Here is a 23,262-nt window from a genome sequence, read left to right on the forward strand (position 1 = left end):
GTCAGAAAACGTCTTCGGAGACGCGCATGATCTCGTCGTCGATGTTTTCCAGCACCGTCCGTACTCCGGCCAACTTCGGCAGCACATTCTTGGCGAAGAATGCCGACACCCCGATCTTGCCCTCATAGAAAGCGATGTCGGCGGCGGACGGCTCGCCGGCCAGAGCCGCCGCGGCGACATTCGCCTGCGCCAGCAGTCGCCAGCCGATCAGCAGGTCCCCGACGGCGAGCAGGTAGCGCACCGAGCCGAGACCCACTTTGTAGATGTCGGTGGGATGCTGGGCGGCCGACATCAGATACCCCATCAGCGCACCCGTCATTCCGGTGACGTCTTCGACCGCGGCCTGCAGCAACTCGGCCTGGTCCTTCAACGACTCGGTAGTGGTCTCGATGGTCTTGTTGATCTGGGTCGTCACGTGCTGCAGGGATTGGCCGTGGTCGCGCACGATCTTGCGGAAGAAGAAGTCCATCGCCTGGATCGCGGTGGTGCCTTCATACAGCGAGTCGATCTTGGAATCTCGGATGTACTGCTCGAGCGGATAGTCCGTAAGGAAGCCCGAGCCGCCCAGCGTCTGCAGCGATTCGGTCAACACCTCGTAGGCCCGCTCGGAGCCCACACCCTTGACGATGGGCAGCAGCAGATCGTCGACGCGGTGCGCCAGATCGTGGTCTGCGCCCGAAACATGTTGCGCCACAGCATCACATTGATGCGCGGCGGCGTACATGTACACCGCCCGCAGACCCTCGGCGTAGGCCTTCTGGGTCATCAGGCTGCGGCGCACGTCGGGGTGGTGCATGATCGTGACCCGCGGCGCGGTCTTGTCCGTCATCTGGGTCATGTCCGCGCCCTGCACCCGTTCCTTCGCATACGCGAGGGCGTTGAGGTAGCCCGTGGACAGGGTTCCCGCGGATTTGACCCCGATCGTCATGCGCGCGTTCTCGATCACATGGAACATCTGAGCGATGCCGTCGTGGACACCGCCGACCAGATACCCGACGGCCGGGACGTCGGTGGCGCCGAAGGTCAGCTCGCAGGTGGGGGAGGACTTCAGGCCCATCTTGTGTTCCAGCCCGGTGACGTACACCCCGTTGCGCTCACCGAGTTCGCCGGTCTCCGGGTCGAACAGGAAGTTAGGAACATAGAACAGGCTCAGGCCCTTGGTGCCCGGTCCAGCGCCCTCGGGTCGCGCCAGCACCAGGTGGAAGATGTTCTCGGTGGTGTCGCCGACATCACCGCCGGAGATGAACCGCTTGACTCCTTCGAGATGCCAGGTGCCGTCGGGTTGTTCGATCGCCTTGGTGCGGCCCGCACCCACATCCGAGCCGGCGTCAGGCTCGGTGAGCACCATGGTGGCCTGCCATCCACGCTCGACTCCCATTGCGGCCCAACGCTTCTGCTCGTCGTTACCCTCGACGAACAGCGATTGCGACAGGATCGGGCCGAGGTTGAAGAAGCAGACCGAGGGGTTGGCGCAGTAGATCATCTCGTTGACCGCCCAGGTGAGCGGCGGCGGCGCGGCCATGCCGCCGATCTCCTCGGCCAGGCTCAGACGCCACCACTCGGCGTCCTTGATCGCCTGGACGGTCTTGACCAATTCCGGTGCGACGCTGATGGAGTGGGTGGCCGGATCGAACACCGGGGGATGGCGGTCGGCGAAGGCGAAAGACTCGGCCACCGGGCCTTCGGCCAACCTGGCCGCCTCCGACAGGATGGTGCGGACCGTGTCGTCGTCCAGGTCAGCGTATTTGCCGGTGCCCAGGACGGCGCCTACGTCAAGAACTTCGAACAGATTGAACTCGAGGTCGCGCACGTTGGCGATGTAGTGCCCCAATGTGGTTCCTTCCACTCAGACTGATCGGCCCGATGATCGGGCACAGTCTTGCTGCTGGGAGAAAACGTACGCAACCGTAACCAGTCAGAGGGGTTGTTGACCTGGTCCGTCTATCAGCCGTTCGGGCCGGGCTGGCCGAACAGCAGCCCGCCTCTGCCGCCGAGGCCGGGCGTGCCGAGCGCACCTCCGCCACCGCCCGCGCCACCGTTGCCGAACAGTAGGGCGTTGCCGCCGTTGCCGCCGCGGCTGGTCGCGACTCCTCCGCCGGCATTACCGCCGTCCCCGGCGCCGAAGAACAGGCCGCCATCGCCGCCGTTACCGCCGTTGGCGTTGGTGAAGCCGGTGCCGCCGAAGCCGGCGCTCCCGAAGAGAAGTCCCGCGTTGCCGCCATTGCCTGCGGCGCCTTGGGACAACGCGTCTCCGCCGTTGCCGCCGCCGCCCAACAGGTAGGCCCGGCCGCCGGCGCCGCCCCCGCCGAGGAAGCTGCTGCCGCCATTGCCGGCGTTTCCGTACAAGACCCCGCCGTTGCCACCCGCGCCGCCGATTCCGCTGCCGACAACACTGTTGCCGCCGTTGCCGCCGGCGCCGAAGAGGAAGGCTGAACCACCGGCGCCGCCGGCAGCGTTGCCGCCGCTGTTACCGCCGAAACCGCCGTTGCCGAACAGCCAGCCACCGGCGCCGCCGGCGCCGCCGACCCCGCCCGCTCCGCCGGAACCACCCCGTCCGCCGCTGCCGAGCAGACCCGCGGCCCCGCCATTGCCGCCGGCCACTCCAGCTACCGCCGTCGAGAAGCCGTTGCCGCCGTTGCCGAACAGGATTCCGCCCGCCTGGCCGTTCGGATTGGCTGCGGTTCCGTCCGCGCCGTTGCCGATCAGGGGGCGGCCCAGCAGCGCATTGGTGGGCGCATTGATCAGGTCGAGGACAGGCTGCAACGGGCCGATATTGGTGGCCTCCGCCAGGGAGTAGGCATTCGCGCCCCCGGACAGCAACCGCACGAACTGCTCGTGAAACGCCGTGGCACCGGCGCTCAGTGTTTGATACGACTGCGCGTGTGCGCCGAAGATGGCGGCGACGGCTGCCGAGATCTCGTCGGCTCCCGCCGCCGCGACGGCAGTCGTCTGGGCAGCCGCCGCGTTGTTGGCATCGCTGATCAGTGATCCGACCCGGGCCAGATTGCCCGCCGCCTGAGACACGAAATCGGTATTGGCAACCACAAACGACATCTCGTACCTCCACAGCAAAGAGTCGGCGATTTCAGAATCGTATCGCGATTCGGCAGCGATGCATCCTTTTCGAAAGTCTTTTTGGAGGCAATTTCGAGCCGAAATTAAGTAGTCCACCAAAGGAATTCGCCGCCTGCCGCGGGCGCGCACGGCAGGCGCTCAACACTCCGCCGCAACGCTGCGCGGGTTGCGTATCACGAAGTGCCATAAGCCAATTCAATGGCATACCGGAACCAAATCGAGACCTCCGGCGCCGGAAGCGTCAATACACTTGGACCATCCTGCCGCAATCCCAGCACCGAGAGCATCCCTTGTGAGGCCGCCGGAATGACACTGACCGCCTTCGAAGTGGCCGCCCGGGAGGTCTCTTTCGACCGCGTTCCCCTCCGCGCTGCCCGAGGCATGAGTTGGCGCGCGGCGTTGTGGTCGGTGCTGTCCGTGCGGTGGGCGACCGTTGCCCTGGCGCTGTTCCTGGCCGGGGCGGGGGCCCAGCTCACCGGCGCGCAGACAGCCGTGTGGTGGATGTTGTACCTGGGGTGTTACCTGGCCGGCGGCTGGGGCCCGGCCTGGGCAGGCGCGCAGGCACTTCGCAACAAGGCGCTCGACGTCGACCTGCTGATGATCGTCGCCGCGATCGGTGCGGTGGCGATCGGTCAAATCTTCGACGGAGCTCTGCTGATCGTGATTTTCGCGACCTCGGGAGCCCTCGACGAGGTTGCCACCAAGCACACTGCGGATTCGGTCAAGAGTCTGATGAATCTTGCGCCCGATGAGGCCGTGCTGGTCGACGGCGCCGGCGACGAGCGGGTGGTGCCCGCCGATCAGCTGGCGGTGGGCGACCGCGTGGTGGTGCGGCCGGGGGAGCGGATGCCTGCCGACGGCGTGGTGCTGTCCGGTACGTCCGAGGTTGACCAGTGTTCGATCACGGGTGAATCGATGCCCGTCGTCAAGGTCACCGGCGACGAAGTGTTCGCCGGCACGGTCAACGGATCAGGTGTGCTGCGCTTGGTCGTCACACGCGATCCGTCGCACAGCGTGGCCGCCCGGATCGTGGCATTGGTGTCGGAGGCATCGGCCACCAAGGCTCAAGCTCAACTGCTTGTTGAGAAGATCGAACAGCGCTACTCGATGGGGGTGGTGGCGGCCACCGTGGCGCTCATCGCGATCCCGCTGATGTTGGGTTCTGCGGTGCAACCGGCTCTGTTGCGCGCCATGACTTTTATGATCGTCGCGTCACCATGCGCGGTGGTGTTGGCCACCATGCCGCCGCTGCTGTCTGTGATCGCCAACGCCGGCAGGCATGGAATTCTGGTGAAGTCCGCCGTCGTCGTCGAACGGCTCGCCGACACCAGCATCGTCGCACTGGACAAGACCGGCACACTGACCTGCGGGATGCCACGCCTCACCGCCGTAGAAGCGCTGCGGCCGGAACTGATCGACGTGTCGAGGTTGCTCGAATTAGCCGCTGCTGCAGAGCAATTCAGCGAGCATCCACTGGGTAGAGCAATTGTCCGGGAAGCGCGTCGAGGCGGTGTCGCCATTCCGGCCGCCGACGACTTCCGCGCGGTGCCGGGCCGCGGCGTGCGCGCCACGGTGGGGCCCGACTTCGTCGAGGTATGCAGTCCGCACGGTTTCGGTGGGATGCTGCCGGGTGAAGTGACCGGTCTGATCGATGCCGGTGCCACGGCCGCAATCGTGGTCGTAAACGGGCTGGCCGTCGGCGTGCTGGGGCTGACCGATGAGATCCGTTGCGACGCGGTGGACTCCGTTGCGGCCCTGACGGAGTTGACGTCGGGCCCCCCGGTGCTGCTGACCGGCGACAATCCCGGCGCGGCCCGGCTCGTCGCCCGCGACACCGGGATCGTGGACGTGCGCGCCGGGTTGCTACCCGAACAGAAGGTCGCGGCCGTGCGTGAACTGCAGGCCGGCGGTCACCGGGTGCTCGTGGTGGGTGACGGCGTCAACGACGCCCCGGCGATGGCCACGGCGTCTGTGTCGATGGCCATGGGTGCCGGCTCTGACCTCACCCTGCAGACCGCCGACGCAGTGACCGTGTCCGACGAGCTGCACACCATCCCGACGATCATCGGGTTGGCCCGACAGGCGCGTCGGGTGGTGATCGCCAACCTCGCCCTCGCCGGCAGCTTCATCACCGTGCTGGTGTTGTGGGACCTTTTCGGGCAACTGCCGCTGCCGCTGGGGGTGGCCGGTCACGAAGGGTCGACGTTGCTGGTCGCGCTCAACGGCATGCGCCTGCTGAGTAACCGAACCTGGCGGTCTGCCGCGGCGCGTTGACGTACGCTCGAGTGCTGATGGGCACTGGATCTACGCGGGACCTGACGGCAGCCGATTTCCGGCAGGCGGTCAGGGGCAACGAGAACGTCTTCGTGTACTTCTGGGCGCCGTTGTGCGCACCGTGTGAGGTCTTCACGCCGACGTATGAGACGTCGGCGCAGAACTGCCCGGACATCGTGCACGGCAAAGTCAATTTCGAGATCGAGCGGGATCTCGTCGAGACGGCCGGCGTGACGTTGCTGCCGACGCTGATGGCTTTCAAGAGGGGGAAACTGGTTTTCAAGCAGCCTGGCATCGCGAATCCCATGGTGATGGCCGAGCTGGTGAAGCAGCTCCGGGCGTATCGGGCCCAACCGACAACACCCAGCCTGCTGTGAACGGGCGGGGAACAACAACTACGACCTCGGCGTTAGGGCGGATGTGACTACCCAAGACCTCACTGCTGCGCAGTTCAACGAAACCATCAACGGCAACGACATGGTGCTCGTCGACTTCTGGGCCTCCTGGTGCGGCCCGTGTCGTGCTTTCGCCCCCACCTTCAAGGCGGCATCGGAAAAGCACCCCGACGTGATCTTCGCCAAGGTTGACACCGAGGCCGAGCAGGAGTTGGCTGCGGCCGCCCAGATCCGGTCCATCCCCACGCTGATGGCGTTCAAGAAGGGCCAGTTGCTGTTCAACCAGGCCGGCGCACTGCCTCCTGCGGCGTTGGAGGATCTGGTGCAGCAGCTCAAGGGCTACGAGTTCGAAGAGGCGACCGAGGTCTGAGCGAAACCCCGCTGTGGTGACGCTCGCTGTCCCGCGCCGTGCCTGCGTTACCGTTTCCAGGTGAGTTTGGTCCTTCTGGAATACCCGCGGCCCGAGATCGCCCTGATCACGCTGAACCGTCCCGAGCGGATGAACTCGATGGCGTTCGACGTCATGGTGCCGCTCAAAGAGGCTCTCGATGAGGTCACCTACGACAACTCGGTGCGTGTGGTGGTGCTCACCGGCGCCGGCCGCGGCTTTTCCTCGGGGGCCGACCACAAATCCGCCGGGGCCGTTCCGCACGTCGAGGACCTCACCCGGCCGACGTACGCGCTGCGGTCCATGGAGCTGCTCGACGAGATCATCCTGAAGTTGCGGCGGCTGCACCAACCGGTCATCGCCGCGGTCAACGGTGCGGCGATCGGCGGAGGACTGTGCCTGGCACTGGCTGCCGACATCCGGGTGGCCTCCACCAGCGCCTATTTCCGCGCGGCCGGCATCAACAACGGCCTCACCGCCAGCGAGCTCGGCTTGAGCTACCTGCTGCCCAGGGCCATCGGGTCTTCGCGGGCATTCGAGATCATGCTGACCGGCCGCGACGTCTCCGCCGAAGAGGCCGAGCGGATCGGATTGGTGTCGTGCCAGGTGCCGGGCGCCCAACTATTGGACACCTGTTATGCGATTGCCGCGCGCATGGCGGCCTTCTCGCGGCCAGGTATCGAGTTGACCAAACGCACGCTATGGAGTGGACTGGACGCCGGCAGCCTCGAGGGACACATGCAGGCCGAAGGTCTCGGACAGCTTTTCGTCCGTCTGCTCACCTCCAACTTCGAAGAGGCGGTTGCCGCACGCGCAGAGCGGCGCCCCGCGGTATTCACCGACGAAAAATAGCGCCGAATGACCAAGGAGCGAATGTGATCACGGCTACGGACCTCGAGGTCCGCGCTGGTGCGCGCATCCTGCTCTCGCCCGACGGTCCCGATCTGCGGGTGCAGCCCGGCGACCGGATCGGACTGGTCGGCCGCAACGGCGCGGGCAAGACGACGACCATGCGCATCCTGGCCGGGGAGGGCCAACCGTATGCCGGTTCGGTCACCCGTAAGGGCGAGATCGGTTATCTGCCACAGGATCCCAAAGAGGGTGACCTGGACGTGCTGGCCCGTGACCGGGTGCTCTCGGCGCGCGGGCTCGATGTGCTGCTCACCGACCTGGAAAAGCAGCAGGCCCTGATGGCCGAAGTTGCCGACGACGACGCGCGCGACCGGGCGATCCGCCGTTACGGCCAGCTGGAGGAGCGGTTCGTCGCGCTCGGCGGTTACGGCGCCGAAAGCGAGGCGGGCCGCATCTGCGCCAGTCTCGGCCTGCCGGACCGGGTGCTGACCCAGCAGCTGCGCACCCTGTCCGGCGGCCAGCGCCGGCGCGTCGAACTCGCGCGCATTCTGTTCGCGGCTTCAGAAGGTGGGGCTGGTGCTTCAGGTTCCGGCACGACCCTGCTGCTCGACGAGCCGACCAACCACCTCGACGCTGATTCGGTTGGCTGGCTTCGGGATTTCCTGCGCTCCCACAGCGGCGGGCTGGTGATCATCAGTCACAACGTCGACCTGCTCGCCGACGTCGTCAACCGGGTGTGGTTCCTCGACGCGGTGCGTGGCGAAGTCGACGTCTACAACATGACCTGGCAGAAGTACCTCGACGCCCGCGCCACCGACGAACAGCGTCGGCGCCGGGAACGGGCCAACGCCGAACGCAAGGCCACCGCCCTGCGCAGCCAGGCTGCCAAGCTCGGTGCCAAGGCCACCAAAGCCGTTGCGGCACAGAACATGTTGCGTCGCGCCGACCGGATGATGGCGGCGCTGGACGAAGAGCGGGTTGCCGACAAGGTGGCCCGCATCAAGTTCCCCACCCCGGCTCCGTGTGGGCGGACTCCGTTGGTGGCCAAGGGTCTGAGCAGAACCTATGGCTCGCTCGAGGTGTTCACCGGGCTCGATCTGGCCATCGACCGTGGCTCGCGCGTGGTGGTGCTGGGACTCAACGGCGCCGGCAAGACCACGCTGCTGCGTCTGCTGGCGGGTGTGGAGACGCCCGACACGGGGGGTCTAGAACCCGGACACGGTTTGCGGATCGGCTACTTCGCTCAGGAGCACGACACTCTGGACAATGACGCGACGGTCTGGCAGAACATCCGGCACGCCGCGCCCGAATCGGGCGAACAGGACCTGCGCGGCCTGCTCGGGGCTTTCATGTTCACCGGTCCGCAGCTTGACCAGCCGGCCGGCACGCTGTCCGGCGGTGAGAAAACCCGCCTTGCGCTGGCCGGGCTGGTCGCCTCGACGGCCAACGTGCTGTTGCTCGATGAGCCGACCAACAACCTCGACCCGGCCTCGCGTGAGCAGGTGCTCGACGCGCTGCGCAGCTATCAGGGCGCCGTGGTGTTGGTGACCCACGACCCGGGCGCGGCCGAGGCGCTCGACCCGCAACGAGTGGTGCTGCTGCCCGACGGCACCGAGGACTACTGGTCAGAAGAGTATCGGGACCTCATCGAGTTGGCCTGAGCGTTCGCTGCGCCGATTTCTGCCAAAGTGACCCCCGGCGTAAATAGCTACGTCCGTGGCGAAGCCGGGGAGCGCACCGAGTTCTCCACCAAATCCAGCACCGCGGCCAGGCGCTGCGGATCCTCACCGGAAGCCAGCCGGGCCACCAAGCCGTCCAGCACCAGATCGAGGTAGCAGTGCAACACGTCGGCGGGTACGTCGTCACGCACTCGCCCGGCCTGCTTCTGGCGGTGTAGCCGTTCCGTGGTCGCTGCCGCCAGTTCGGCCGAACGCTCCGCCCAGCCGCGACTGAACTCTGGGTCGTGGCGCAGCTTGCGGGCGATCTCCAGCCGCGTTGCCAGCCAGTCGAACTGCTCGGGTGCGGCGAGCATGTCGCGCATCACCTGGATAAGCCCGGAGCGCGACGCGACCTCCGCCATCCGCTGGGTGTCTTCGCGCGCGAGCGCGAAGAACAAGGCGTCCTTGTCCCGGTAGTGGTGGAAGATCGCGCCGCGCGACATCCCGATCGCCTTTTCCAGTCGGCGCACCGTGGCCTGGTCATAGCCGTACTCGGCGAAACAGCGACGTGCACCGTCGAGGATCTGACGGCGCCGAGCCTCCAGATGGTCCTCGCTGACCTTCGGCACTGGCGGGCGCGGTGCTCGGTTTAGCCGGACTTGGCGGACTTGAGCATGTTGCGCAGCACGTACTGCAGGATGCCGCCGTTGCGGTAGTAGTCCGCCTCGCCCGGTGTATCGATGCGGACCACCGCGTCGAACTCGACCTTGGACCCGTCCTCCTTGGTGGCGGTCACCTTCACCGTCTTCGGCGTCTTGCCGTCGTTCAGCGCCTCGATGCCGGTGATGTCGTAGGTCTCGGTGCCGTCCAGCTTCAGCGACTTGGCCGACTCACCCTCGGGGAACTGCAATGGGATGACGCCCATGCCGATCAGGTTGGAGCGGTGGATTCGCTCGAACGATTCGGTGATCACCGCACGCACGCCCAGCAACAGCGTGCCCTTGGCCGCCCAGTCCCGCGACGAACCGGAGCCGTACTCCTTGCCGCCGAGCACCACCAGCGGAATGTTCTGCGTCGCATAGTTCTGCGCCGCGTCGAAGATGAACGCCTGCGGACCGCCGTCCTGGGTGAAGTCGCGGGTGTAGCCGCCGGAGACGTCGTCGAGCAGCTGGTTCTTGAGCCGGATGTTGGCGAACGTCCCGCGGATCATCACCTCGTGGTTGCCGCGGCGCGAGCCGAGGGAGTTGAAGTCCTTGGGCTGGACCCCGTGTTCCTCGAGGTACTGCGCCGCCGGGGTGCCCTTCTTGATGGCGCCGGCCGGCGAGATGTGGTCGGTGGTCACCGAGTCACCCAGCAGCGCAAGGACTCTGGCGCCCTTGATGTCTTTGACGGGCTCGGGTTCGGCGGGCATGCCGTCGAAGTACGGCGCCTTGCGCACGTAGGTGGAGTCCTCGGCCCACTCGAAGGTGTTGCCCTCCGGGGTGGGCAGCGACCGCCACCGGTCGTCGCCCTTGAAGACGTCGGCGTAGGACTCGGTGAACATGTCGCGGTTGATCGAGGAGGCGATGGTCTCTTCGATCTCCTCGGTGGTGGGCCAGATGTCCTTGAGGAATACGTCGTTTCCGTCGGTGTCTTGCCCGAGTGGGTCGTTCTCGAAGTCGAAGTCCATGGTGCCGGCGATCGCGTAGGCAATGACCAGCGGCGGTGAGGCCAGGTAGTTCATCTTGACGTCGGGGGAGATGCGGCCCTCGAAGTTTCGGTTGCCGGAGAGCACCGCGGTCACCGACAGGTCGTTGTCGTTGATCGCCGCCGAGATCTCGTCGGGCAGGGGACCGGTGTTGCCGATGCACGTGGTGCACCCGTAGCCGCCCAGGTAGAAGCCCAGCTTCTCCAGGTAGGGCCACAGGCCGGCCTTGTTGTAGTAGTCGGTCACCACCTGCGAACCGGGCGCCATGTTGGTCTTCACCCACGGCTTGGCGGTCAGGCCTTTCTCGACGGCGTTGCGGGCCAGCAGGGCGGCGCCCAGCATCACCGACGGGTTGGACGTATTGGTGCAGGACGTGATGCCGGCGACGACGACAGCACCGTGGTCGAGCACGAATTCGCCACGCTCCTCGGACTTCACATCGATCGGCTGGGAGGGTCGGCCCGAGTGGCCGTTGGCGGCGGAGGGTAACCGGTCAACCTCGCCGTCGTCGGCGAAGGACAACGTCACCGAGTCGCTGGCCGGGAAGGACTCCTCGACGGCTTCGTCGAGCTTGGTCTCCGGCGCCGGGTGGTTCTCCTCCACGTAATTGTGGATGTCCTTGCGGAACGCAACCTTGGCCTCCGACAACGGGATTCGGTCCTGCGGGCGCTTCGGCCCCGCGATCGAGGGCACCACGGTGGACAGGTCGAGCTCCAGGTACTCGGAGTACTTGGGCTCGTGGTTCGGATCGTGCCACATGCCCTGTTCCTTGGCGTACGCCTCGACGAGCGCAAGCTGTTCCTCGGAGCGGCCGGTCAGGGTCAGGTACTTGATGGTCTCTGCGTCGATCGGGAAAATTGCTGCGGTGGAACCGAATTCGGGGCTCATGTTGCCCAGCGTGGCGCGGTTGGCCAGCGGCACCTCGGCCACACCATCGCCGTAGAACTCCACGAACTTGCCGACCACGCCGTGCTTGCGCAGCATGTCGGTGACGGTGAGCACGACGTCGGTGGCGGTGACTCCGGGCTTGATCTCACCGGTCAGCTTGAAGCCGACGACGCGTGGAATCAGCATCGACACCGGCTGGCCCAGCATGGCGGCCTCGGCCTCGATGCCGCCGACCCCCCAGCCCAGCACGCCCAGGCCGTTGACCATCGTGGTGTGGCTGTCGGTGCCCACGCAGGTGTCGGGGTAAGCCACGCCGTCGCGGACCATCACCGTCCGAGCCAGATACTCGATGTTGACCTGGTGGACGATGCCGGTGCCCGGCGGCACCACCTTGAAGTCGTCGAATGCGCCCTGGCCCCAGCGCAGGAATTGGTAGCGCTCGCCGTTGCGCTCGTACTCGAGCTCGACGTTGCGCTCGAAGGCGTCCGCCCGGCCGAATACGTCGAGGATCACCGAGTGGTCGATCACCAGTTCGGCCGGCGCCAGCGGGTTCACCTTCTCCGGGTCGCCGCCCAGATCTTCGACGGCCTCACGCATGGTGGCCAGGTCGACGATGCACGGGACGCCGGTGAAGTCCTGCATGACCACCCGGGCGGGAGTGAATTGAATCTCGATGCTCGGGTCCGCGGCGGGGTCCCAGTTGGCGATCGCCTCAATGTGCTCTTTGGTGATGTTGGCGCCATCCTCGGTGCGCAGCAGGTTCTCGGCGAGGACTTTGAGGCTGTAGGGGAGTTTCTTGGTGCCCTCGACAGCATCCAGACGATAAATCTCGTAACTGTTGTCGCCGACCTTGAGTGTGTCGCGGGCTCCGAACGAATTCTTGCTGCTCACATCAACTCCCGAAGATTTAGTTCTCGCCGCCGACGGGCCGTGTCGACGGGTGCGGTGCAACTTTAACAGTACGCTTGTCCTGCAATACGGGGGGCTGCCCGTAGTTCCCAGTCTTGTCCAGTGCGGTTCCGGACGAAAGGGCGGCTGCCGTGTTCATTGAAACTGAAACCATGCACACCGCTGTCGGCGCGTCGTGTGCCTGGTCGCAGTGTCGCGGTGCGGGGCGCGCGACCACCCGAAGCAGAGCCGGTACGGTGCTCCTAGCACCGTGGGAGGAGCGAGGACTTTGACCTATTTGCCGCAGACCGATTTGCCGCAGACGATCCCGTTCCTGCCCGAATACATCCCGCAGGACGTCGACATCAATTCGATCAAGGCTCAGGTGGCCGTTGACGGCGTCGCCGCGACGCCGAACGTCGAACCCGGCCTGCAGGAAGTGGTCAGCCAGGCCCGCGGGGACGGTATCAATCTCAAGATCGTGCTGCTCGATCACAACCCGCCCAACGACACACCGTTGCGGGATATCGCGACCGTCGTCGGCGCCGATTACCCCGACTCCACGGTGTTGGTCCTAAGTCCGAGCTACGTCGGCAGTTACAGCAGTCACTATCCGCGCGTCACCCTGGAAGCCGGCGAGGACCATTCGAAAACCGGCAACCCCGTGCAGTCCGCGCAGAATTTTCTCAACGAGCTCAATACGCCCGAGTTCCCCTGGACGGCGCTGACGATTGTTTTGCTGATCGGTGTGTTCGCGGCGGCCGTCGGTACCCGGTTGATGCAGCTGGGCAACCGCCAGCCAGCAACGTCGGCTCCGGCAACTGAGGTTGCTTCGAGCGACGATGCCCAGGGCCTTTAACCTGCTCTTGACCTATTAGTCGGCGTTGATACAACGAGTCCGTCGCTAGTTGCGGCAAACCTTACAGGTCACTGTTCGGTCACAGTAAACGCACTTCCAGAGTGCAATTTGTGACTTGCGTTTCTTTAGCGGCAGCTGTGACGTACGGTGCGATTGATGCTTCTGATGCCTATCGCAAGTTTCCCGAAAACCCGCGTCGTACACCCGATTTAGCCCATAGGAGACCGCAGTCGCATGAGACGGAAACGCCCGGGCTCTGCTTCGCGAACCGCCGCCAGGCTGGTACGGCCAGCCGTGCCGACGGTGCTGAGCGTCGCGCTGCTGTTCGGAACGCCCGAACCCGGAGTGGCCTGGGCTGACCCGTCGGCTGACTCGATGGCGGTGCTGATCGCCAACGTCGCCAAGGCCAGCCAGCGTCTGGAAGACCTGGCCAATACCGTCGAGATGGAGCAGGAGGGCGTCAACAAGGCGCTGGTGGCGGTCGAGGAGGCCCGGGAACAGGCTGAGGTCGCCGGGCGGGAACTCGAGGTTAGCCAGCAGTCTGTCAAGGATGCGACCGCGGCCATCGCGGCCGCACAGCAGCGGTTCAACACCTTCGCCGCGGCCACGTATATGAATGGGCCATCGGACGGCTTCCTTACTGCCCGCAGCCCCGAGGACATGATCGCTGCCGCGTCGGCGGCGCAGACCATGACCACGAGTTCGCAGGCGGTGATGGCCAGGTTGCAGCGGGCGCGTACCGAGCAGGTCAACAAGGAATCCGCCGCGCGCCAGGCCAAGCAGAAGGCCGACAAAGCCGCCGCCGACGCCAAATCCAGCCAGGATGCGGCGGTGACGGCGCTCAGTGACACCCGGCGCAAGTTCGACGAACAGCGCGAAGAGGTCAATCGTGTGGCCGCCGAGCGTGAGCAGGCCGAAGCCAAGCTCCAGGCCGCACAACTCGTCGCCTGGCACGCGTCCGGCGGGCAGGGCACGCCGCCGTCAGGCATGTGGGACGCGGCCGGCGGACCCGGCGGTGGGCGCCGCTGGGACGGCTGGGACCCGACCCTGCCGCAGGTGCCCAGCGCCAACATCCCCGGTGACCCGGTCGCCGTAGTGAACCAGGTGCTGGGCTATTCAGCGACGTCAGCCCAGGTCACCGCCCAGATGGGACACAACTTCCTGCAACAGTTGGGCCTCATCAAGCCGAACGATCCCGTCGCCAGCGGGCCGGCGGCCGCGACCACCACTGCCGGCCGCATCCCGCGGGTCTACGGGCGGCAGGCCTCCGAGTACGTCATCCGTCGCGGAATGTCGCAGATCGGGGTGCCCTACTCCTGGGGCGGTGGCAACGCCGCGGGTCCCAGCAAGGGCATCGACTCGGGTGCCGGCATCACCGGCTTCGACTGTTCGGGACTGGTGCTCTACTCGTTTGCCGGAGTGGGTATCAAGCTGCCGCACTACTCCGGTTCGCAGTACAACCTGGGCCGCAAGATCCCTACCGCCCAGATGCGCCGCGGCGACGTCATCTTCTACGGCCCCGGCGGTAGTCAGCACGTGACGATCTACCTCGGCAACGGCCAGATGCTCGAGGCGCCCGACATCGGTTTGAAGGTGCGTACGGCGCCCGTCCGTACCAGCGGTATGACGCCCTTCGTCATCCGCTACATCGAGTATTAACGAGGTTTCATGCGTCACAAGCGATTTCGTTTCTCCTTGGTCTGGATCACCGCGTTGGTGACCGGGCTGTTGATCGCTGTGGGCGCTCCGGCCCCGGCTTCGGCCGAGCCGGGTGAGTGGGATCCCACCCTGCCGGCCGCGATCAGCGCCGGCGCTCCTGGCGATCCGCTGGCCGTGGCCAACGCCTCGTTGCAGGCCACCGCGCAGGCCACCCAGACCACGCTCAATCTCGGCCAGCAGTTCCTGTCTGGGCTGGGCATCAACCTAGGCGGCTCGGCCGCTCCGGCGGCCGCCAACACCAGCGGCAGCCGGATCCCGCGGGCCAACGGGCGGCAGGCCATCGAGCACGTGATCCGGCGGGCCGGATCCCAGATGGGGGTTCCGTACTCCTGGGGCGGAGGCTCGCTGGATGGTCCGAGCAAGGGCGTCGACGACGGTGCCGGCACCACCGGTTTCGACTGCTCCGGCTTGATGCGGTACGCCTTCGCCGGCGTCGGCGTGCTGATTCCGCGGTTCTCCGGGGACCAGTACAACGCCGGGCGGCACATCCCGCAGAACGAGGCACGGCGCGGCGACCTCATCTTCTACGGCCCGAACGGTGGCCAGCACGTCACCATGTATCTGGGGAACGGTCAGATGCTGGAGGCGTCCAGCCTGGCGGGCAAAGTCACCGTCAGCCCGGTGCGCAAGCCGGGCATGACCCCGTATCTGACTAGGATCATCGAGTACTGAGCCGGTTGGGCGAGCCTGAGAGTCGCCTAATAGCGAACCGGTGACGTCGACGGAATTCCAGACGCCTGGAATAGTTGAACGCGGGCACGTTGCTGCCCCGCGACAGTGGTCGTGACAGCAGTCGTGTCCGAATGAGCTCTGGAGGGTTATTGATGACAACGGCAGGTGGCGGTTACCCGGGCCAGGGTGCTCACTCGGGCCCACCCACCCAGGAGGCGCCGATAGCCGGCCCCGGCGGTGGGGCGGACGGACTGGCCGCCGAGGTGCACACCCTGGAGCGGGCGATCTTCGAGGTCAAGCGCATCATCGTGGGCCAGGACCAATTGGTGGAGCGGATGTTGGTCGGCCTGCTCGCCAAGGGCCACGTGCTGCTGGAAGGTGTTCCCGGCGTCGCCAAGACGTTGGCGGTCGAGACCTTTGCGCGGGTGGTCGGCGGTACGTTCGCGCGTATCCAGTTCACGCCCGACCTGGTGCCTACCGACATCGTCGGTACCCGCATCTACCGGCAGGGCAAGGAAGAGTTCGACACCGAACTCGGCCCCGTGGTGGTCAACTTCCTGCTCGCCGACGAGATCAACCGTGCCCCGGCCAAGGTGCAGTCCGCGCTGCTCGAGGTGATGGCCGAACGGCAGGTCTCGATCGGTGGCAAGAGATTCCCGCTGCCCAACCCGTTCCTGGTGATGGCGACGCAGAACCCGATCGAACAGGAGGGCGTCTACCCGCTGCCGGAGGCGCAGCGCGACCGCTTCCTGTTCAAGATCAACGTCGGCTACCCGTCGCCCGAGGAAGAGCGCGAGATCATCTACCGGATGGGCGTCACCCCGCCGCAGCCCAAGCAGATCCTCAACACCGGTGATCTGCTGCGCTTGCAGGGGGTCGCGGCCAACAGCTTCGTCCACCACGCACTGGTCGACTACGTGGTCCGCATCGTGACCGCCACCCGGCACCCCGAACAGCTGGGGATGAACGACGTCAAGACCTGGATCGCATTCGGCGCCTCGCCGCGTGCGTCGCTGGGCATCATCGCCGCGGCGCGCGCGCTGGGCCTGGTGCGGGGGCGTGATTACGTGATTCCGCAGGACATCATCGACGTCATCCCGGACGTGCTTCGGCACCGGTTGGTGCTGACATATGACGCGCTCGCCGACGAGATCACCGCAGAGACCGTGATCAACCGGGTGTTGCAGACCGTCGCGCTGCCGCAGGTGAATGCCGTTCCGCAGCAAGGACATTCGGTGGCACCGGTGATGCAGGGCGCCGCGGCGGGCGGTCGGTGAGAGATAAGAAGGCGGTTCACCACCCGCCCTCGATGATGCGCGGCACCATCGACGACCCGAAGTTGTCGGCGGCGCTGCGCACCCTCGAGCTGACCATCAACCGCAAGCTGGACGGCATCCTGCACGGTGACCACCTGGGTCTGATCCCGGGGCCGGGCAGCGAGCCGGGGGAGTCGCGGATCTACCAGCCGGGCGACGACGTGCGGCGGATGGACTGGGCGGTGACCGCGCGTACCACCCACCCGCATGTCCGGCAGATGATCGCCGACCGGGAGCTGGAAACCTGGCTGGTGGTGGACATGTCCGCCAGCCTGGACTTCGGCACCTCGGTGTGCGAGAAGCGGGACCTCGCGGTGGCCGCAGCGGCGGCGATCGCCTTCCTCAACGTCGGCGGTGGCAACCGGCTTGGCGCGCTGATTTCCAACGGCGAGAACATGATTCGGGTTCCGGCGCGGTCGGGTCGGGAGCACGTGCACACGCTGTTGCGCGCCATTGCGACCACGCCCAAGGCGCCGGTCGGCGTCCGCGGCGACCTGTCCGCGGCGATCGACGCGTTGCGCAGACCGGAAAGACGTCGCGGAATGGCGGTGATCATCAGCGACTTCCTCGGCCCGATCAATTGGATGCGTCCGCTGCGCGCGATCGCGGCCCGCCATGAAGTGCTGGCCATCGAGGTACTCGACCCGCGCGACGTCGAACTGCCCGACATCGGTGACGTGGTGCTGCAGGACGCCGAATCCGGGGCGGTACGCGAATTCACGATCGACGCGCAACTGCAGACCGATTTCGCTCGGGCTGCGGCCAAACATCGCGAGGACGTGGCCCGCACGATCCGTGGTTGCGGTGCGCCGGTGATGACGCTGCGCACCGACCGCGACTGGATCGGTGACATCGTCCGTTTCATCTCCTCCCGCCGGCGCGGGGCAATGGCGGGACGCCGGTGACGGATATCTACAAAATGACGGGTCTGCTATGACGTTGCCGTTGCTGGGGCCGATGTCGCTGTCCGGCTTCGAACACTCCTGGTTCTTCCTGTTTCTGTTCGTTGTCGCCGGTCTGATCGCGCTTTATGTGGTGCTGCAACTGGCGCGCCAGCGGCGCATGTTGCGCTTCGCCAACATGGAGTTGCTGGAAAGTGTTGCGCCGAAACGACCTTCGAAGTGGCGGCATATCCCGGCGATCCTGTTGGCGGCGTCGCTGGTGTTGTTCACCATCGCGATGGCCGGCCCGACCAACGATGTGCGTATCCCGCGTAACCGCGCCGTGGTGATGCTGGTGATCGACGTGTCGCAATCGATGCGCGCCACCGACGTCGAGCCCAACCGGATGGTGGCCGCGCAGGAGGCGGCCAAGCAGTTCGCCGACGAGCTCACTCCAGGAATCAACCTCGGCCTGATTGCCTATGCGGGCACCGCCACCGTGCTGGTGTCACCGACGACCAACCGGGAAGCAACCAAGAACGCTCTGGACAAGCTGCAGTTCGCCGACCGCACCGCCACCGGGGAAGGCATCTTCACCGCCCTGCAGGCGATTGCCACCGTCGGCGCGGTGATCGGCGGCGGCGACACGCCCCCGCCGGCGCGCATCGTTTTGTTCTCCGACGGCAAAGAGACCATGCCGACCAACCCGGACAACCCCAAGGGCGCGTTCACCGCGGCCCGCACCGCCAAGGACCAGGGCGTACCGATCTCCACGATTTCGTTCGGTACCCCGTACGGCTTTGTCGAGATCAACGACCAGCGCCAGCCGGTGCCCGTCGACGACGAGACCTTGAAGAAGGTCGCGCAACTGTCCGGCGGCAATGCTTACAACGCCGCCACGCTGGCGGAGTTGAAGGCCGTCTATGCCTCTCTGCAACAGCAGATCGGCTACGAGACCATCAAGGGTGACGCGAGCGTGGGCTGGCTGCGGCTCGGCGCTTTGGTGCTGGCCATCGCCGGTCTGGCCGCGTTGCTGATCAACCGGCGGTTGCCGACTTAGCTCTATTCGAAGCCCTATTCAAGGCCCGAGTTCATGGGCGATGATCGCATGTTATCCGCTCAATGACTTGAGATTGCCCCCGAAGGGTGCTCAATGGCAGACGAATTTGAAGTGATCTTCGTCGGTGCGGCGGCGACCGTGATCGGTGTCGTGCTGCTGCTAAAGGGTGTTCGCGCGATGGCGCGGGACAAACCCGGCCGTGGCTGGCCGAGTGCGCCGGGCCGGGTGACGAATTCTCAGATCACCCTAGGACAGAATTCCAGGCTCGTGGTCGAGTACCGCTACGAAGTGGACGGTGTCTCGTACGAGGGCGACGTGCTGCACGCTCCCAAGTCCACACGTTCGCTCGCCGATAACGAGGCGCTTTGGGAGCAGTACCCGGTCGGCGAGCAGGTAACGGTCAATTACGATCCGGCCAACCCGTCGACGGCCGTCCTGCTGTTGGGCACGCATTCCGCGCGGGTGCCGGTGATGCTGGCCTCGTCGTTGGTGATGCTGCTCTTCGGCCTGTCGACCGTGACGAGCGCAATCGCAAGCGAAGCGGGCGAGCCGTCGAATCCGGCGGCCTCGCAAGCCGTCACGACTATTTCCGGCCTGCACGCCCCGACGGGAATTTCCATCAGCCGCCGCGGCATCGTTTACCTGTGCGACAACGGATCCACGGCCTCGTCGGCGCCGGAGCCGGGGCCGCAGTCACATCCGAGCGGACGCGTGCTCCGGGCGGGGGACTCCCGAGACTTGACCGGCGGGACGCTGAACTTGCCGGTCGGGCTGGCATTCGGTGCCGGAACGATCTACGTCACCGATCACGACCCCGCTAGCGATTCCGGCCGGCTCTGGGTGTTCACGCTCGGGGAAACCGACGGCAGGTCGGACATCATCGTCAACGGCGTCAAGCCGCTGGCGCAGCTGCATTCGCCGGGCGGTGTGGCGGTGGACTCCACCGGGTCGGTGTACGTTGCCGAGTCCGTTTCCGGGAGGGTGCTGCGTTTCGGCCCTGGCGTCGCGAGCAGCACCGAGTTTTTCAAGTCCCCCGACGATGGCTCGGTAACCGATGTCGCGGTCGACAGCGCCGACAACGTGTATGTGTCCGACTCCAAAAGAAGTCGGGTGTGGAAGATCCCGACCCACGGCGACGGTACCCCCAAACAGGTGGCGGCCGAATTCCTGGCGCATCCGCAGGGGTTGGCGGTGGACGCCGCCGGCAACCTTTACGTCGCCGACTCCGGGAATAAACGGGTGCTCAAATTTGCGGCCGACCTCACCGAGGCTACTGAGGTGCCATTGGACCATCTCGATAATCCGTATGGTGTCGCCGTCGATAGCCGGGGTCAGGTTTACGTGACCGACAACGGAACTGGGCGTGTCCTCATGTTCTCACCCGACCACAGTTAGGTCATACCACCGTCGCTTGCCGGCGTGATTTCCTCGTGCCCGTTGCTGTGGGCGTCGTGGCCGCCGCCGCTACCGTTGCGGCGTTCACGCAGCGCGGTCAGGGCACGCTGCTCGCCGGCATGGGCGGCCTCGCGCAGCGCCGCTGCCTCGGCCGGTGGATCGGCGAACAGGAAGCTGCCCTGGCCGGGTCGCCCGCCAAGGCCGAGCTTGTTCATCCGCTTGGGAATCGGTGTGCCCTGGTATTCCAGCGGGATCGGGTGACCGGCTTCGTCGACCGCACCCAGCGGCTGGTGCAGTTCGACGTAGGCGCCGTGCGGCAGGCGTCTGATAATGCCCGTCTCGACGCCGTGTTCGAGCACGGCGCGGTCACTGCGCTGCAGGCTGATGCACCAGCGGTAGCTGATGAAGTAGACGAAGGGCGGCAGCACCACCATCCCTATCCGGCCGATCCACGTCATCGCGTTCAATGAGATGTGGAACTGGTAGGCGATGATGTCGTTGAACGACGAGAACGTCAGCACGATGTAGAACGCGATCGCCATTGCCCCGATCGACGTGCGCACCGGGACGTCGCGGGGACGCTGCAACAGGTTGTGGTGCGCGCGGTCACCGGTGAATCGCTTCTCCAGGAACGGATAGGCAACGAGGGCGCCCAGCATGACACCCATCAACACGGCGACGGCGACGGCGGCCGGAACGGTGTAGTGCCCGATGTACAGCTCCCAGGCTGGCCACAGCCGGACCAGGCCGTCGGTCCACATCATGTAGAAGTCGGGCTGCGAGCCCGCCGCGACCTGAGAAGGCTTGTAGGGCCCCAGGTTCCAGATCGGGTTGATCTGCAGCAGCCCACCCATCAGGCCCAGCACTCCGACGATCGCGGCGAAGAAGGCACCCGACTTCACCGCGAACACAGGCATCACCCGCACGCCGACGACATTGTGCTCGGTCCGGCGGGGACCCGGGAACTGGGTGTGCTTCTGGAACCACACCAGTGCCAGGTGCACGCCGATCAGCGCCAGCATGATTCCGGGGAAGACCAGTATGTGGATGGCGTACAGCCGCGGGATGAGGATGTTTCCCGGGAAGTCCCCGCCGAACAGCCCCCAGTGCAGCCAGGTGCCGATCACCGGAATTCCCAAGGTGATTGACGACAACGCCGCCCGCAGACCGGTGCCCGAGAGCAGGTCGTCGGGAAGTGAGTAACCGAAGAAGCCCTCGAACATGGCCAGGATCAGTAGCAATGACCCGACCACCCAGTTGGCCTCCCGGGGCCGCCGGAACGCGCCGGTGAAGAAGACGCGCGCCATGTGCACCATGATCGAGGCGGCGAACATCAACGCGGCCCAGTGGTGCACCTGACGCACGAACAGCCCGCCCCGCACCTCGAAGGAAATGTTCAGTGCGGTTTCATACGCCCGCGACATTTCTACGCCGCGCAGCGGCTGATAGGCGCCGTTGTAGGTGACCTCGCTCATCGACGGGTCGAAGAACAGCGTCAGGTAGACCCCGGTCAACAGCAGCACGATGAAGCTGTAGAGCGCGATCTCGCCGAGCAGAAACGACCAGTGGGTGGGGAAGACCTTGTTCAGTTGGCGCCGTAGTGCCGCGGACGGGTGATAGCGGGTGTCGACCTGGTCGGCCTGGCGGGCCAGCAACGCGCCGGCATCGATTTTCGGACTCATGGGCGAACCTTCTGACTCGGCAGCTTTGCAGTACAAATCTTCCATTAATGTACTACTAGTTCAATAGTGAAAGGGCAATACGCTTCTGGCTGCGGTGTCCATCAGCTAGCTTTTTCCTGAACCATCTGCGAGAACTGGTAGCGGAAAGGACACGCATCGATGGCCCCTGGCCGCGGTCCCCAGGCCGGCGAGACGGGCGAGGACGCCCGGATCGTCCGAACCCGGGCCGACGTCGCGCGTACCGCCTTCGACGTGCTGGTGCGGGAGGGATCCGACGCGCTGACGCACGCCCATGTCGCCGAGCGGGCGGGATACTCCAAAACCACCCTCTACAAGCACTGGCCTACTCGGTTCGACCTCGCGGCCATTGCGCTGGAGGCCCTCGGCGAGGTCGAGCATCACCAGCCGACCGGCGATCTCCGCACCGATCTGATCGGCGAGCTCACGACTTTCCGCCAGGCCGTGCTGGACCATCGGCTCGATCAGGTGCTTTCGGCGATGGCCCAGTGGGCGACCGACGACATGATGAGAGAAGTCCGCAACAAGATCAATACCGACGGACAGCGGACCATTCGCGGCATCCTGCAGGATGCCTTCGACGGTGCGGAATTGGAGGCGGCGATCTCGATGCTTTCCGGCGTCGTCGCGTGCCCGTCGCTGATGTTCGGCACTCTGCCGGATGACGACGTCATCGGGGCGGCGGTGGACATGGTCCTGCGCAGTGCCCGCCGGTCTTGACGACGGCCCAATTTCGGCCCTACAGCGTCCAGGCGCTAGGTTGACGGGGTGACTGACACAGCCACCGATACCACCCGCGAGGCCGCCACCGACGGCGGCAAACCCCCCTTCGTATCCCGGTCGGTCCTGGTCACCGGCGGAAACCGCGGGATCGGACTGGCGATCGCACAGCGGTTGGCCGCCGACGGCCACAAGGTTGCCGTCACGCACCGCGGATCCGGGGCGCCGGAAGGGCTGTTCGCCGTCGAGTGTGACGTCACCGACAACGACGCCGTGGATCGCGCCTTCAAAGAGGTCGAAGAGCACCAGGGCCCGGTTGAGGTGCTGGTGTCCAACGCCGGAGTCTCCGCGGACGCGTTCCTGATCCGGATGACCGAAGAGCGGTTCGAGAAGGTCATCGACGCGAACCTGACGGGCGCGTTCCGCGTGACCCAGCGGGCCGCACGCAGCATGCAGCGGAAGAAGTTCGGCCGGCTGATCTATATCGGTTCGGTCTCCGGCAGTTGGGGCATCGGCAACCAGGCCAACTACGCGGCCTCCAAGGCCGGGGTGATCGGCATGGCACGCTCGATCGCCCGGGAGCTGTCCAAGGTCAACGTGACCGCCAATGTGGTCGCCCCCGGATACATCGACACCGATATGACGCGAGCCCTGGATGAGCGAATCCAGGAAGGGGCGCTGCAATTCATCCCGGCCAAGCGGGTCGGCACCGCCGCCGAGGTCGCCGGCGTGGTCAGCTTCCTGGCCTCCGAGGACGCGAGTTACATCTCCGGCGCGGTCATCCCGGTCGATGGCGGTATGGGCATGGGCCACTAAGAGAGCAAAAGGGGACTCA

The 23,262-nt window shown here is 65.8% G+C and carries 19 protein-coding genes; 14 read left to right on the forward strand and 5 right to left on the reverse strand.

What is annotated here, in order from left to right:
* Position 1: 1 nt before the first annotated feature.
* Positions 2-1,831: an acyl-CoA dehydrogenase gene (locus JX552_RS12965; protein ID WP_205877777.1), complete on the reverse strand. Its 1,830-nt coding sequence runs from the start codon at positions 1,829-1,831 to the stop codon at positions 2-4.
* Between the two features lie 113 nt (positions 1,832-1,944).
* Positions 1,945-3,054: a PE family protein gene (locus JX552_RS12970; protein WP_205877778.1), complete on the reverse strand. Its 1,110-nt coding sequence runs from the start codon at positions 3,052-3,054 to the stop codon at positions 1,945-1,947.
* Between the two features lie 327 nt (positions 3,055-3,381).
* On the opposite strand from JX552_RS12970, the gene JX552_RS12975 reads away from it, so the two are divergent.
* From JX552_RS12975 to JX552_RS12995, 5 genes are read left to right on the forward strand one after another with little or no spacing between them, the layout of a single operon-like run.
* Positions 3,382-5,349 carry a heavy metal translocating P-type ATPase gene (locus JX552_RS12975; RefSeq protein WP_205877779.1) on the forward strand — a complete coding sequence of 656 codons (1,968 nt, stop codon included), beginning with the start codon at positions 3,382-3,384 and terminating at the stop codon, positions 5,347-5,349.
* 17 nt (positions 5,350-5,366) lie between these two features.
* The gene (locus tag JX552_RS12980; protein WP_205878406.1) at positions 5,367-5,726 is read left to right on the forward strand and encodes a thioredoxin domain-containing protein; all 360 of its coding nucleotides are present in this window, start codon (positions 5,367-5,369) and stop codon (positions 5,724-5,726) included.
* Positions 5,727-5,769: 43 nt separating this feature from the next.
* Positions 5,770-6,114 (forward strand): thioredoxin, encoded by a 345-nt coding sequence (gene trxA / locus JX552_RS12985; RefSeq protein ID WP_205877780.1) that lies wholly within the window; start codon positions 5,770-5,772, stop codon positions 6,112-6,114.
* Positions 6,115-6,156: 42 nt separating this feature from the next.
* Positions 6,157-6,984: an enoyl-CoA hydratase gene (locus JX552_RS12990; protein WP_277396093.1), complete on the forward strand. Its 828-nt coding sequence runs from the start codon at positions 6,157-6,159 to the stop codon at positions 6,982-6,984.
* Between the two features lie 23 nt (positions 6,985-7,007).
* Entirely contained in the window at positions 7,008-8,645 is a 1,638-nt protein-coding gene (locus JX552_RS12995) for an ABC-F family ATP-binding cassette domain-containing protein (RefSeq protein WP_205877782.1), read from the forward strand.
* A gap of 47 nt (positions 8,646-8,692) precedes the next feature.
* Here the strand turns inward: JX552_RS12995 and JX552_RS13000 are convergent, their stop codons facing one another.
* The gene (locus tag JX552_RS13000; protein ID WP_205877783.1) at positions 8,693-9,271 is read right to left on the reverse strand and encodes a TetR/AcrR family transcriptional regulator; all 579 of its coding nucleotides are present in this window, start codon (positions 9,269-9,271) and stop codon (positions 8,693-8,695) included.
* 20 nt (positions 9,272-9,291) lie between these two features.
* Positions 9,292-12,108, reverse strand: coding sequence for an aconitate hydratase (locus JX552_RS13005; RefSeq protein WP_205877784.1), 2,817 nt, complete (start codon positions 12,106-12,108; stop codon positions 9,292-9,294).
* A 295-nt stretch (positions 12,109-12,403) separates the two neighbouring features.
* Between JX552_RS13005 and JX552_RS13010 the strand changes: the two genes are divergently transcribed.
* The 7 genes from JX552_RS13010 (at position 12,404) to JX552_RS13040 (ending at position 20,007) form a co-directional block, all read left to right on the forward strand.
* Complete coding sequence (locus JX552_RS13010) at positions 12,404-12,964, forward strand: Rv1476 family membrane protein (protein WP_205878407.1); 561 nt, start codon at positions 12,404-12,406, stop codon at positions 12,962-12,964.
* A 234-nt stretch (positions 12,965-13,198) separates the two neighbouring features.
* Positions 13,199-14,623 carry an NlpC/P60 family peptidoglycan endopeptidase RipA gene (ripA, locus tag JX552_RS13015; RefSeq protein ID WP_205877785.1) on the forward strand — a complete coding sequence of 475 codons (1,425 nt, stop codon included), beginning with the start codon at positions 13,199-13,201 and terminating at the stop codon, positions 14,621-14,623.
* 9 nt (positions 14,624-14,632) lie between these two features.
* Positions 14,633-15,355, forward strand: coding sequence for an NlpC/P60 family peptidoglycan endopeptidase RipB (gene ripB, locus JX552_RS13020; RefSeq protein ID WP_205877786.1), 723 nt, complete (start codon positions 14,633-14,635; stop codon positions 15,353-15,355).
* Positions 15,356-15,507: 152 nt separating this feature from the next.
* Positions 15,508-16,632, forward strand: coding sequence for a chaperone MoxR1 (moxR1, locus tag JX552_RS13025; protein ID WP_205877787.1), 1,125 nt, complete (start codon positions 15,508-15,510; stop codon positions 16,630-16,632).
* A gap of 32 nt (positions 16,633-16,664) precedes the next feature.
* A complete protein-coding gene (locus tag JX552_RS13030; protein WP_205878408.1) occupies positions 16,665-17,576 on the forward strand; it encodes a DUF58 domain-containing protein in 912 nt (303 codons plus the stop codon).
* 28 nt (positions 17,577-17,604) lie between these two features.
* Entirely contained in the window at positions 17,605-18,612 is a 1,008-nt protein-coding gene (locus JX552_RS13035) for a VWA domain-containing protein (protein WP_205877788.1), read from the forward strand.
* A gap of 93 nt (positions 18,613-18,705) precedes the next feature.
* Positions 18,706-20,007, forward strand: coding sequence for a DUF3592 domain-containing protein (locus JX552_RS13040; RefSeq protein WP_205877789.1), 1,302 nt, complete (start codon positions 18,706-18,708; stop codon positions 20,005-20,007).
* Here the strand turns inward: JX552_RS13040 and qcrB are convergent.
* Positions 20,004-21,689: a cytochrome bc1 complex cytochrome b subunit gene (gene qcrB / locus JX552_RS13045; RefSeq protein ID WP_205877790.1), complete on the reverse strand. Its 1,686-nt coding sequence runs from the start codon at positions 21,687-21,689 to the stop codon at positions 20,004-20,006. The two genes, JX552_RS13040 and qcrB, sit on opposite strands and share 4 nt — an antisense overlap.
* Positions 21,690-21,848: 159 nt before the next feature.
* On the opposite strand from qcrB, the gene JX552_RS13050 reads away from it, so the two are divergent.
* Positions 21,849-22,427, forward strand: a complete 579-nt coding sequence (locus JX552_RS13050; RefSeq protein WP_205877791.1) for a TetR/AcrR family transcriptional regulator — start codon at positions 21,849-21,851, stop codon at positions 22,425-22,427.
* A 48-nt stretch (positions 22,428-22,475) separates the two neighbouring features.
* A complete protein-coding gene (fabG1, locus tag JX552_RS13055) occupies positions 22,476-23,243 on the forward strand; it encodes a 3-oxoacyl-ACP reductase FabG1 (protein ID WP_205877792.1) in 768 nt (255 codons plus the stop codon).
* Positions 23,244-23,262: the final 19 nt, after the last annotated feature.

It is taken from the genome of Mycobacterium gordonae (assembly GCF_017086405.1).
Taxonomy (GTDB): domain Bacteria; phylum Actinomycetota; class Actinomycetes; order Mycobacteriales; family Mycobacteriaceae; genus Mycobacterium; species Mycobacterium gordonae_D.

Coding starts and splice junctions, on each gene's coding strand:
- ripB (WP_205877786.1), top strand. CDS start 14,633: ATGCGTCACAAGCGATTTCGTTTCTCCTTGGTCTGGATCACCGCGTTG.
- JX552_RS13050 (WP_205877791.1), top strand. CDS start 21,849: ATGGCCCCTGGCCGCGGTCCCCAGGCCGGCGAGACGGGCGAGGACGCC.
- JX552_RS12970 (WP_205877778.1), bottom strand. CDS start 3,054: ATGTCGTTTGTGGTTGCCAATACCGATTTCGTGTCTCAGGCGGCGGGC.
- JX552_RS13040 (WP_205877789.1), top strand. CDS start 18,706: ATGGCAGACGAATTTGAAGTGATCTTCGTCGGTGCGGCGGCGACCGTG.
- moxR1 (WP_205877787.1), top strand. CDS start 15,508: ATGACAACGGCAGGTGGCGGTTACCCGGGCCAGGGTGCTCACTCGGGC.
- JX552_RS13035 (WP_205877788.1), top strand. CDS start 17,605: ATGACGTTGCCGTTGCTGGGGCCGATGTCGCTGTCCGGCTTCGAACAC.
- JX552_RS12975 (WP_205877779.1), top strand. CDS start 3,382: ATGACACTGACCGCCTTCGAAGTGGCCGCCCGGGAGGTCTCTTTCGAC.
- ripA (WP_205877785.1), top strand. CDS start 13,199: ATGAGACGGAAACGCCCGGGCTCTGCTTCGCGAACCGCCGCCAGGCTG.
- JX552_RS12980 (WP_205878406.1), top strand. CDS start 5,367: ATGGGCACTGGATCTACGCGGGACCTGACGGCAGCCGATTTCCGGCAG.
- qcrB (WP_205877790.1), bottom strand. CDS start 21,689: ATGAGTCCGAAAATCGATGCCGGCGCGTTGCTGGCCCGCCAGGCCGAC.
- JX552_RS13030 (WP_205878408.1), top strand. CDS start 16,665: ATGATGCGCGGCACCATCGACGACCCGAAGTTGTCGGCGGCGCTGCGC.